Here is an 11,562-nt window from a genome sequence, read left to right on the forward strand (position 1 = left end):
CTCAGCCCTGGAACCGCGGGAAGGCCGAGCGACCGGCGTACGTCGCCGCGTCGTCCAGCTCCTCCTCGATCCGGAGCAGCTGGTTGTACTTCGCGGTCCGGTCGGACCGGGCCGGGGCGCCGGACTTGATCTGGCCACAGTTCGTCGCGACCGCGAGGTCGGCGATCGTGGTGTCCTCGGTCTCGCCGGAGCGGTGGCTCATCATGCAGGTGAAGCCGTTGCGGTGGGCGAGGTCGACCGCGTCCAGCGTCTCGGTCAGCGAGCCGATCTGGTTCACCTTCACCAGCAGGCTGTTCGCCGACTTCTCGGTGATGCCGCGCTGCAGCCGCTCCACGTTGGTGACGAACAGGTCGTCGCCGACGATCTGGGTCTTGTCGCCGAGCTGGGCGGTGAGGCTCTTCCAGCCCTCCCAGTCCTCCTCGTTCAGCGGGTCCTCGAGCGAGACGATCGGGTACGACGACACCAGGTCGGCGTAGTACGCGATCATCTCGTCGGCCGACTTCTTGCCGCCCTCGAACGCGTACACGCCGTCGGTGTGGAACTCGCTCGCGGCCACGTCCATCGCCAGGGCGATGTCCTTGCCCGGCTGCAGGCCGGCCTTCTCGATCGCGACCAGGATCAGGTCGAGCGCCTCGCGGTTGCTGGCCAGGTTCGGCGCGAAGCCGCCCTCGTCGCCGAGGCCGGTCGACAGGCCGCGCTCCTTCAGTACCGCCTTCAGCGCGTGGTAGACGCCGGCGCCCTGCATCAGGGCCTCGCCGTACGTCGCCGCGCCGATCGGGGCGACCATGAACTCCTGGACGTCGACATTGCTGTCCGCGTGCGCGCCGCCGTTCAGGATGTTCATCATCGGCACCGGCAGGACATGCGCGTTCGGGCCGCCGACGTAGCGGAACAGCGGCAGGCCGGCGCTGTCCGCGGCCGCCTTCGCCACCGCCAGGCTGACGCCGAGGATGGCGTTCGCGCCGAGCTTGGCCTTGTTCGGGGTGCCGTCGAGGTCGATCAGGGCCTGGTCGATCAGCCGCTGCTCGTGGACGTCGTACCCGACGATCTCCTTGTCGATGTCCTCCAGGATCGCGGTGATCGCCTTCTGGACGCCCTTGCCGCCGTACCGGGCCTTGTCGCCGTCGCGCAGTTCGACGGCCTCGAACTGGCCGGTGGACGCGCCCGAGGGCACGGCCGCCCGGGCGACGGTGTCGTCGTCGAGCAGAACCTCGACCTCGACAGTGGGGTTGCCGCGCGAGTCGAGGATCTCGCGGGCGCCGACGGCCTCGATGGTGGCCACATTGACTCCCAAGTTCTCGATGACGAATCGGTCCCGAGCCTAGCCTCCAGACCAGCTACCCCAGTGGACCGCGTCGGCCCTAACGATCGCATCCGCGGGGACCTCCCGCGTCAGCAACACCCCGTTGGGCGCCAGATAGACCTCGAGATTGCCGGAATCCACAGCCAGTAAGACTTCTACCGCCGTACGCCGGCCGACCGGGCTGTCCTCGGACGGCGCCAGATGGACGTGCGTACGCCGTCCCGCGCGTAAGCCTTCACGCCGGATCGCCGGCAGGGCGGCCCAGTTGGTCCCGTGCCAGAGCAGGTGATCGGGGTACACCCGTTCCCAACTGTTCTCCAAGGCTTCACGCGTCACCGGCATCCCGTCGAGCGAATGCCCCTGACACGCGCGGATCCGATCGCCGTCCACCTGCAACCGCTGCTTGTCGTTGTCCTCGACCGCGGCCGCGAGGTCGGCCGGCTCCATCCGAAGTTCGGCCCGTACGTCGGCGATCGCCGCCCAGCCGTCCGCACTCATGGTGAGCCCACGCTCACCTGCTGTATGCCTGAGCAGCCTGGAGATCCGCCGGCTGTCCCGGCTCACCTCAACAGCCTCTTCAGCTCGTCCACCCGCTCTCCGCGGTCCAGCCGGCTGATGACGTAGTACCGCACCGGCGGCAGGTCCGTGACCGGGATCTTCCGAACGGCGGCCGTCGTCCGCACGAAGCCGTTCACCACTGCCGGCCCGATCCCCAGGCGGACGAACTGGACCAGGAGTTCCCACCCTTCGGCCTCTACCGCGACGGACCACCGGACGCCGAGGTCGAGCATGCTCCGCTCCAGCTGCTGCCGATGCGGCCGATCCTTCGGCGGTACGACGAGAGCCTCGTCCTGCAGGTCCTTCAGCCTGATCGTCCGCCGGTCGGCCAGGCGATGGTCGGCACGGGTGATCAGGGTCTGCGGGAACTGCCCCAGCAACTCACAGTCGAGGTCGTCCGGCGGGATCCCCAGCGCGGTGACGCCGACATCGGCGGTCCCCTCCCGGACGGCCTCGAGGGTCCGGGTCGCGTTCCCGGTCAGCAACCGCAGCTCGTGTCCCTTCCGCAGGAACCGCCGGATCGGTTCGCCGAGAAGGTAGAGGTAGGCGCCGGAGCCGGCCATCAGCACGACCGGGCGCGGCGGGGCGGCCTCGATCGAGCTGAGAAAGTCCGAGGCCCGGTCCAGCGTGTCATTGGCGAACGCGGCCAGCCGCTCACCCACCTCGGTCAGCTGGAGTTGCCGCCCGTGCTTCAGGTAGAGCGGCGTACCCAGGCGACCTTCGAGCTTGCGGATGCGGGCATGCAGCGCGGGCTGGCTGACGTGCAGGTCCGCCGCGGCCCGGGTGAAGTTCCGGTGCTGCGCGAAGGCGGCGAACGCAGCGAGATCCTCCGCGACCAGTTCCATCGACAGAAACTATAGCTTGTCGACACATCGATAGTTCTGCTCAAGCACTCCAGCGCTCAGCCTGGAGACATGAACAGACTGGGAATCGACATCGGCCGGGTGATCATCGACGGGTCCTCGGGGTCCGGCGACACGTCGTTCTTCTCCGGCGACACTGCGGCGATGCTGCGGACTCCCGCCGTACCGGGCGCTTTCGCGGCGATCGCACGACTTGTGCCGTTGTTCGGAGAGGCCTGGTTGGTGTCGAAGTGTGGGCCGCGGGTGCAGCGGCGGTCGGTGGAATGGTTGCGGCATCATCGCTTCTTCGAGCTGACCGGGATTGCCGAGGGCAACGTCCGGTTCTGCCTGCGGCGGCCGGAGAAGGCGATCCACTGCGCCGACCTGGGCATCACCCATTTCGTGGACGACAAGGCGGACGTCATCGCGGCGATCACACCGGTGGTGCCGCATGGGTATCTGTTCACGAATTGGCCGACGACCGAAGCCTCGATCCTGCGAGACCTGTCCCTGCGCGTGACGGACGGGTAGTAGTGGCTCCGATCCGGCCGAGCCTTGTGCACCTGAGCGTGGCGCGCCGGAGCGGGCGGGACTACTACCCGTCGGTCCGCACACCAACTCGGTCGACGAGCGGCGACTCAACTACGCGGCCTGGATGCACCGGCGTCGGGCCGGCGATTGCTCGGGGTGAACCTGGAGGGAAATGCCACTCCACAAGGGCATAACCCGCCACCTTCCAGGCGAAATCCCTCCACAAACGGGACATGCTTCGGCGATCGATGGCCAGGTGGCGGAGGCCGGGTGCATCGTCCATCCATCAGGTTGGGCACAGCTGCTCGTCCCGAGGCCCCGTCCACGCAACGTCCCTGGTCACCGGTCCGCGGTTTCGAAGGCTTGTCCGGCATCGGCGAGACCTTTGAGGTTCTCGGCGGGGTCGGCGATACCGGTACGAACGTCATTCGCGCAGCGCCAGGCGAAGTACCCAGCCTGCACAGCCCAACGGACCCTGAGGAAGGTGTCGAGACCGGCGCTGATCTCATCCGCGAGCTCAGGGCGCTGGCCGAGGTACGCCGGTACGACGTGATCCGGGCGGCCGCCGGCGTACATGACGGCCGACGCGACGTCGTACAGGACCGGGCCGTGCATGGCGCTGCCCCAGTCGATCAGCGCTACCTGGCCGTCGGACTGCCGGAAGAACGCTTCCGCGGCGGGATCGCCGTGCAGCCAAGCCCACGAGATGTCGTCGAGCGAGCTTGCGGCGTCGAGTGCGCTCCGAACGGCCGGGCGGATCCAGTCCTCCAGGTCGAGGTACTGGTCGAACTGGGTGATCAGGTGGAGCCAGTCGTCGAGGTTGCCCGGCTCAGCGGCCGATACCTCGTGCACCCGCCCGAGCAGTTCGCCGACGGCCCGTTGGTCCTCAACCGTCCCAGTCAATGGCACCCCGCCGACGTACTCCAGCACCCCGACCTGCCGGTCCTCGACCTGCTCGACGAGCCGTCCCTGGGTGCTCGGTCGCGGGCGGCCGGTGATCAGGCCCGCATCGCCGAGTCGGGCCGCCAACCTCAGTCCGGGCTCGAACGCCCCGTCCCCGGCATCCACGGACTTGAGGACGACCTGCCACCCATCCGCGGCGGCGAGCCAGGCGGCCGAGTTCATCCCGCCGGTCAGCACCTCCAGGCGTACCGGCTTCAGCTCCCAGCGCTCCAGCAACAGTCGTTCGACGTCCACCGGCGCCACCATGCCAGTGGCGCCGGTGGACGTGCACCCGGTTTTAGTACAGCGAAGAGGTGGCGGCCGAGTGGTCCCACGGATGCGGCCGGACCTGTCGCAGCCGCAGCGTGACGTCCGCGAGCCTCACACGAAGAGCCGCGAGCCGGCGATCACGGTCGATCACGGGCTGCAGATTGACCGCCTCAGCGCCCGGGATCCTGTTGCTCAGCGGCGGACGGGACCCGGTCGCCACCTCCACCGCGCTCGACGGCACGGCCACCTGGCTCGACAGCCCACCGATCTGCAGCCGGAGGAAGTTGTACGGCGCCAACGCCTCGTCGACCACCTTCTGCACATCACTGAGGATCGCCGGCATGATCTTCTCGACCTGCTCGCGCTCCAGCCGCCGAGCAATCGCCAGGTCCGACTCGGCCTGCTCGACGAGTTCGTCGTACTGCTCCCGATCCTCGTCGAGGTCGTCCGTCAGCGCGTCCCGCTCGCGTGACACCTTGCTGCCGTCGAGCGCCTTGCCCAGGAACGCGAGCGTCGGCATCAACAATCCGGTCGTCACGGCCAGCATGATCATGACAACGGCCACTGCGGTCTGTGCCTGCCCGAGCGCGTCGAGACCTCGCTCGATCAACGCCGCCGTGATGCCGAGCGCGATCGTTGCCGTCACCAGCAAGTACCCCAACCGGTGCCGGCGGCTCGTCTCCGCGTGGTGCTTCTGCCCGTCCGCCTGCGCCTCGCGAGCGTGGTTGTGAGCACGCGCCGCGTGATCCACCAGCCAGGTCTGCCCGAGCATCACGTAGACGACCAGGATCAGGGCAAACGTCCATCCCATCCAGTCCCGCCACGGACTCACGATCGGCACGTTCAGGTAATAGGTGAGGAAGGCAAGGAATCCGAGCGCCTCGGCCCACGGCGCGACGCGCGAGATCGTCCGCAGCCAGGCCGGCGCCCGGTCGTGGTGCCGATGGCCGTCGGCCCGGTCCGCTTCCACACGGTCGGTCAGCTCCTCCACCCGATCGACGGCGTCGTGACCGCCGTACACCTTGTTGGTCTCCGGCGTACTGAGGTCCCTGGGATGTCTGCCGAGATCGTCGATCGTCGTCTCGACGTCGTCGCACAACCGGTCGATCGCGTCCAGCGCCGGGTCGACCTGGTTCTTCAGTCGCGTCGCGAGCAGGTCCTGCCCGTCACGCACGTACGGCGCGCTGAGCTGTCGGCCCACCACCGGCTGCGGCTCCCAGTCGCTCCGCGGAACGCCGGCATCCCGGTGGTGGCGTACGACGTACTCGTAATAGGTGGAGGCGATGCGGTACTCCTCCTTCGTGCACAGGCCCGCCCGGACGGCTTCCCGTCGCGTGTACTGCGGCCCCCGAATGGACTCGTGTCCGTTGTCCGGTAACGGAATCGCCTGAGTGGCCATCTCCGTCCCCCTTTACTTGGTACTGCTGAAGCGAACGATCACACAGCGATTTCTAGGGTCGCTGGGGTCCGGGTACGGCTGGTTCGCGTTGCCGTAGCCCTTGATGTCGATGCGGTTGCGCGCCACGCGGAGCTGAACCAGCAGACCGGCGACGACCTGCGCCCGCTGCGTGCTGAGCTCGAGCGCCACCGGGTTGTTCGGCCGCTTGACGGCCGAGGAAGTGTGTCCTTCGACCGACACCCGGCCGGTCGATCCGATCGTGGCGGCGCACGAGCCGATCGCCCGCAACGTCGCCTGGCGATCCAGCAGGACCGCTTGATCCGAAGCGAAGTATGTCGCCGCACTCAGCGTGCACGTCTTCTCTCCAGGCACCTTGGTGGGCTTGGCCGGCACCGGCGTACCCGGCGGCGGGGGGATCGGTACGACGGGCGCCGGCAGAGGCGACGTGGACGGTGCGCCGTCCGGGTACTCATACCGGACCGTCGGCGCACCGGCCGCCCGGAGCAGCGTGGTCCACACGGCTTCCCGATAGAAGATCTGCGGCTGCCGCAGAACCGGTTGCCGCCCGGACTCACCGAGCATGACGAACGTGATCGCCGCGCCCTGCAGTGCGGGTAACTCCCCCGCCTTGCGCAGCTCAGCCGCCAGAGTCGCCGGCGCCACATCGAACGCCAACTTCCGGAAGTCCACCGGATCGGTCGTATCCAGCCCTGAGGAGAAGATGAACACCGGCCTTGAGACATCGATCCGCGCCCGCGACAGCCCCGCGAACAACGCCTCCCCGCCGACAACTGAACTCTTCTCGTTGAGTTGCCCTTCCAGCGTCCCGATCAGGCGGTCGATCTCCTGTGTGGCCCGCTCGGCAACCTTGAGCGGCGCCCCGTCGGGCATCCCGTCGACTCGTGGCGTCATATCCGTTGTGCTGGTCGAGACGGCCCCATTGCCGTCGATCCGCACCACCCTCACGACCTGGTGGTGGGCTCCGGCCTGCTCGAGCATCTCCCGAGCGCTTCCAGCAATCCGGATCGCCGCCTGATTGGCCGTCGGCGCCGTGTAAACGATCGTCCCGCCCAGCATCGGCCCCGGCGTCTCCTGCCGGCGCGACGCCCACACCGCCGCCGACCCGAAGACGACCGCCACCAGCAGTCCGATCACGAACCCGAGAATCCATCGCCGGGAACCCCTCCGCCCCCGGCCACGCCTCCTCGATCTCCCACCAACCCGCATCGGCCGTCTCCGCCCGGTGCGATAGCGGGTCCTCCCGCGCCGCCGGCTTCTCATCACACACCGCCGGGCAGAAGGTGCTTCACCGCGTTGACGGACTGGACCGGAATGCTCGCAACCGTCGTATCGGGCGCAGATGTGCACATTGGCTTGCACATCGCACAGTTTGGGATAGGCTTTTGTTTCATCACTGATCAGACCCCTCACTTGCTAGGTCGTCGGGTTCTCGGTGATGTGGGGCGGCTCGGGTGCAGACCGAGCCGCCTCTTCGTGTAGCGGCCTCGGACTCAGCGTAAGCGCGCTCTATGCACAGGTCAATACAAATGTGCGCCCCCTCTATGCACAGGTGCGCACTTCGCGCACAATGTTAAACACATGATTGCGAGGGGGTCGTGGGAGCAGTCGCAGGGGGCAGGTCTAGGCTGCGTTGCACGTTGGTGAACGGGTCTGAACGCTCCGGCGAGTCGACCAGGCTTTCGGCGACTTCTGTGCTTGTAATGGCGCCACGGCGTCTCCTAGGCTCCGCGCGCGGAGCAGCCGACCTCGACCGACGACTCTCAGAAGGAGAAGGCGGTGAACGACACACCCGCTGGCCCGACCGCTGACGACTCGCGGGACACCCGCCGCACCATCGCCGGCCAGATCCGGATGGCGCGCAAGGAGGTCGGGCTGAGTCAAGCGACGCTCGGCTCCCGAGTCGGAGTGAGCCGCTATGTGATCAACCGGCTCGAGGGCGAGAACCAGGATCTGTCACTGGACCTCGCTCTCAAACTGGCCGAGGTGCTCGACCGGCCCGAGCTCGAGCAGCTCACCCGCGCCCAGCTGGCGTCCTCGTCTCAGCCGCTTCGGCACCCGAACACTCGCGACGCATTGCTCGAGGAACTGCTCGACTCTCCGGGACTCGCCCGCTTGGTGATCGTCGTCGCCGACGAACTGGACATCCTGGGCCTGCTGGAGCGCGCCCGGATCAACCTGCCGGAGGCGGTGACGATCGTCTTCCCCAGTCACGCCCGCCAACAGCAGCTCCGCGGACCGGCGGCCCCGAACTCCGCCACCTGGGACGTGCAGAGGCAGATCACCAGGATCTTCGAGGCCCTGGCTGTCGGCGGCCGGCTGCACCCGGACGAAGGGCCGCTCGACTACGACATCAAGCTCTACGAGTCGGATGACGTCCGGCAGTCCTTCGTCCTGGTCGGGGTCGCGGAGGGGAACCAGTGCGCCGTCTGGCCGGCCCTGCCGAACATCCAGCCCGACCAGCTCGAGACCGTTCCGGTCGCCGTGTCCGCGGATCCGTCGTTCATCCAGCTGATCGAGGCTCACTACCGCGATCTGGTCCGCGGCAGGAAGCCGCTGACCCACCTGAAGGCAGTCGTCGTCGTTGGCAAGGGCAACGGATCGACACCGGCCGGCCCAGTCGCCAGGCACCGACTCTCGAGCTACTTCCAGCTCGGTGTCGACTCCGAGCTTGACGAGGCGGCGACTGCCGGCAGGGCAAAAATGCGCTTCGGCTTCGGCGTCGCGCTGGTTCTCATCCATGGTTATGCCGAGCGGCTCGGGCGTCCGCTCGGCCGTAGGATCCTGCTGCAGCAGGATCCGAAGTCCGCTACGTACCAGCTCGTCAGCACCCACATCTCCGACGAGGACCTCGACGGCACCGGAGAGCGTGGGCCGCGGTCTACCTCGACCAGCCATAAGGCGCGACGAAAGCTGATCGCCGGCGATCGAGAGGCGAGCGTCGCCCCGGCCGCGTTCATCCGGGCGGCCCGGCACGGGCTTCTGGACGAATTCGGCGCAGATGTGCCGGACGACGCGCTCCAGGAGATTCCGTTGCCGGAGCCGCTGTGGATCGTTGAGAAATTCGACCAGCGGGGCAACCGCCTGATGCCGGTCGTGCCGCGGTTGTTCCATCTGGACCTGACTCCCCGCTACCGCGAGGACCTGTCGGCCCCGATCGAGTCGAGTGGGCTGGAGGGGGACTCGGCGCGGCTCGACAGCTGGCCGGCGTCCGTCGGCAGCCTCGAAGCTGCCCTGCTCGACACCGCTGGCACTATGGCCTTCGGCCAGCGGGATCTGCAGGATCCGGACGTCCCACTCAACGACTTCCTGGAGACCGCGCGGACGCAAGCGGGGGACTGGTTCTTATCCGTGCTTCAAGAATTGAAGATTGCGATGGATTGATGAACACAATTGACCATGACCTCAGGCGGGTTCCGCGCGAGTGGCTTGACGCGCTGGAGCTGACGCCGGGGTCTACTGAGCCGGTCGCGACGTACATGCCGGTCCTCGCGCTCACGATCACCCGCGAGGACATAGGTTCGCGACAGGTTCTGGGTTGCGTGCGGTCTCCTGAGGAGAACCGGACGCACCCGGGGGTGCTGAGTTCTCCGACCGTGCGGGTTCGTGGGGTGGAGGACTTTTCTGGTCTGCAGAGCGGGCCGGTGGTTGGGGATGTGCCGGCTTGGTTGACGGCGCACGTGGACCAGTTGCTGGGGGGCAAGCTGGCGGCTGACAGTGAGATGACAGCGGGGCTCAAGCCTGATTTCGTGCAGGTTTGGCAGGCTCACAGTGTGATCGGGAGCGCCGATGGGCGGCCAGTCACCGAGCCTTTGACGATGATCAACGTGCATGTGTCGGTACCTGCCGGCGTGGAGATCTTCCCGCACCGGACGCCGTCGTACTCGTGGATCGGGTTTGTGGACGAGGAGCGGCATGCCGTGGCCGTGGAGCGGCGGGACGCCGAGGTTCTGGGGGCGGACTTCGGCGGCGAGACGCCGATCGTTTACGGACTCTGCACTTTGAGTACGGCGGCCATGCTCAAGGCGACCGCGCTCAGCGCGGTGTCCTGAAGGAAATCAGCGCTGTTCCGCGGTGCGGATCTGGTCTGCCAGCGACCGGACCGCACCGCGGAGTGCTTGTTCGGGGTCGACGTCCAAGGTGCGGGCTGCGCGGACCAGCTCCAGTAGTTCCTGGCCGATGCGGTCGGCGTCGGTGGACGGCTCAGGGGTGGGCTCGTCGTCCGCGAGGAGCTTGGCTGCGCGGCTGAGGACCTTGTCCGCGAGTGCCAGCGCGGGGAGGGCCAGCGGAATACCCTCCAGGACGGAGCTGCGCTGCTTCTCCGCGGCTTTGATGGTCTCCCAGTTGGCCTCTACCGCGGCGAGGTCCTTGTTCGTCTCGTCGCCGAAGACGTGGGGGTGGCGGCGGATGAGCTTTTCGACGATGTCTGCGGAGACGTCGTCGATCGTGAAGCCCTCATCCGGGTTCTCCTCCGCGATGCGGGAGTGGAAGGCGACCTGCAACATGAGGTCGCCGAGTTCTTCGCGGAGGTGGGCGCGGTCGCCGGTGTCGATGGCTTCGAGGGTTTCGTAGGTTTCCTCGAGGAGGTACTTCGCGAGGCTCTCGTGGGTCTGTTCCTGGTCCCACGGGCAGTTGCGGCGGAGGCGGTCCATGACGCGGACGAGGTCGATCAGGCGCGCACCTGGTACGTCGTACGAGCCGTGCAGGATCTCCACCTCGAAGGGCGGTCGCGGGTCCCGGTTCAGCTGGTCGGCGACCACGCGAAGCAGGGCTGGTTCGCCGTCGTCGGCGACGAGCCAGGCAACCTGACGGCCTGCGGTGGCTGCGGCGGAGAGCCAGGTCCACGCCTCGGCGAAGCCGCCTTCGAGCTGGGTGACAACCAAGCCGGAGCCGATCACCGCCTGGACGTCCGGGCGGGACGGACCGGCCGAGGCGCCGATCTCATCGGCATCCTCGAACGCCTGCCAGGCGGCGCGAGTCATCAGGCCTGGCGCCACCCGAGGGCTGGTCAGGACGACCTTGATGCCGCCACGCTGTCCCCGGCTGGGACGACCGTCGTGCGTCAGCGGTCTCAGCCCTGGCCCTGTTGCTGCTGCTGGGCCTCGGCGGCTTCGCGCTTGGCCTTGGCTTGGTCGGACTCCTGCGACAGCGAGCCAGAGACCTTGCCGTCGATGGCGCCGTCGGTCCACTGGCCGAAGCGCGGCGCGATGCTGATCTTGATGTCCTTCGACGCGTCCTTGACGGCGGCGATGCCGGCCTGCTGCTTCTGCTGCGCCTGCGGGTCGGTGACGCCGGTGCCACCGCCGAGCTTGATGGTGGTGACGGCGGCCGCGGCGACCTGGTTCAGGAAGTCGCGGGTGAGCTCGTTCTCCTGGAACTTCTGGTACGACGCCTCGTCGCTGACCACGAGCTTCGCGGCCTCGGCGGTCTCGGCGTCGGAGACCGTGATGCCCTTCTGCTCACCGACCTGCGCGACCAGCGCGTTGTTCACCAGTTCGCTCAGCGTCACGCTGGTCGCGAAGTCCTGGCCGAGGGCCGTGGTGACCGCGCGCGAGGTCTGGTCGACGTCGCGGACAGTGATCTCGGTCGGACCGACCACGGCCGCCGCGCCCGGGTGCGTCCCCGCCGCGCAGCCACCGGCCAGCAGCACCATGGCCACCGCCGCTCCGATCGCCCCAAGCCGTCGCGATGTGCTCACC

At 67.9% G+C, this 11,562-nt stretch carries 11 protein-coding genes; 3 read left to right on the forward strand and 8 right to left on the reverse strand.

Annotated features, from left to right (window positions below; genetic code table 11):
* Nucleotide 1 precedes the first annotated feature (1 nt).
* The 3 genes from eno to OG555_RS04760 are packed head-to-tail and all read right to left on the reverse strand — an operon-like array spanning nt 2 to nt 2,706.
* The gene (gene eno / locus OG555_RS04750; protein WP_329481450.1) at nt 2-1,282 is read right to left on the reverse strand and encodes a phosphopyruvate hydratase; all 1,281 of its coding nucleotides are present in this window, start codon (nt 1,280-1,282) and stop codon (nt 2-4) included.
* A gap of 39 nt (nt 1,283-1,321) precedes the next feature.
* Nucleotides 1,322-1,867 (reverse strand): RNA 2'-phosphotransferase, encoded by a 546-nt coding sequence (locus OG555_RS04755; RefSeq protein ID WP_329481451.1) that lies wholly within the window; start codon nt 1,865-1,867, stop codon nt 1,322-1,324.
* Complete coding sequence (locus tag OG555_RS04760; protein ID WP_329481452.1) at nt 1,864-2,706, reverse strand: LysR family transcriptional regulator; 843 nt, start codon at nt 2,704-2,706, stop codon at nt 1,864-1,866. The genes OG555_RS04755 and OG555_RS04760 overlap by 4 nt, the downstream gene beginning before the upstream one ends.
* 69 nt (nt 2,707-2,775) lie before the next feature.
* On the opposite strand from OG555_RS04760, the gene OG555_RS04765 reads away from it, so the two are divergent.
* Entirely contained in the window at nt 2,776-3,234 is a 459-nt protein-coding gene (locus OG555_RS04765; protein ID WP_329481453.1) for a hypothetical protein, read from the forward strand.
* Between the two features lie 339 nt (nt 3,235-3,573).
* On the opposite strand, the gene OG555_RS04770 is transcribed toward OG555_RS04765, so the two are convergent.
* From OG555_RS04770 to OG555_RS04780, 3 genes are read right to left on the reverse strand one after another with little or no spacing between them, the layout of a single operon-like run.
* Complete coding sequence (locus tag OG555_RS04770; protein WP_329481454.1) at nt 3,574-4,431, reverse strand: phosphotransferase enzyme family protein; 858 nt, start codon at nt 4,429-4,431, stop codon at nt 3,574-3,576.
* A gap of 43 nt (nt 4,432-4,474) precedes the next feature.
* Complete coding sequence (locus OG555_RS04775) at nt 4,475-5,845, reverse strand: hypothetical protein (RefSeq protein WP_329481455.1); 1,371 nt, start codon at nt 5,843-5,845, stop codon at nt 4,475-4,477.
* Nucleotides 5,846-5,857: 12 nt separating this feature from the next.
* Nucleotides 5,858-7,000 (reverse strand): OmpA family protein, encoded by a 1,143-nt coding sequence (locus tag OG555_RS04780; RefSeq protein WP_329481456.1) that lies wholly within the window; start codon nt 6,998-7,000, stop codon nt 5,858-5,860.
* A 642-nt stretch (nt 7,001-7,642) separates the two neighbouring features.
* Between OG555_RS04780 and OG555_RS04785 the strand changes: the two genes are divergently transcribed.
* The gene (locus OG555_RS04785; RefSeq protein ID WP_329481457.1) at nt 7,643-9,247 is read left to right on the forward strand and encodes a helix-turn-helix transcriptional regulator; all 1,605 of its coding nucleotides are present in this window, start codon (nt 7,643-7,645) and stop codon (nt 9,245-9,247) included.
* Between the two features lie 434 nt (nt 9,248-9,681).
* Entirely contained in the window at nt 9,682-9,915 is a 234-nt protein-coding gene (locus OG555_RS04790; RefSeq protein ID WP_329481458.1) for a hypothetical protein, read from the forward strand.
* Between the two features lie 6 nt (nt 9,916-9,921).
* On the opposite strand, the gene OG555_RS04795 is transcribed toward OG555_RS04790, so the two are convergent.
* Nucleotides 9,922-10,845 (reverse strand): MazG family protein, encoded by a 924-nt coding sequence (locus OG555_RS04795; protein ID WP_329481459.1) that lies wholly within the window; start codon nt 10,843-10,845, stop codon nt 9,922-9,924.
* An 89-nt stretch (nt 10,846-10,934) separates the two neighbouring features.
* Nucleotides 10,935-11,561 (reverse strand): hypothetical protein, encoded by a 627-nt coding sequence (locus OG555_RS04800; RefSeq protein ID WP_329481460.1) that lies wholly within the window; start codon nt 11,559-11,561, stop codon nt 10,935-10,937.
* Nucleotide 11,562 lies beyond the last annotated feature (1 nt).

The sequence above is a fragment of the Kribbella sp. NBC_01484 genome (assembly GCF_036227145.1).
Lineage (GTDB): Bacteria > Actinomycetota > Actinomycetes > Propionibacteriales > Kribbellaceae > Kribbella.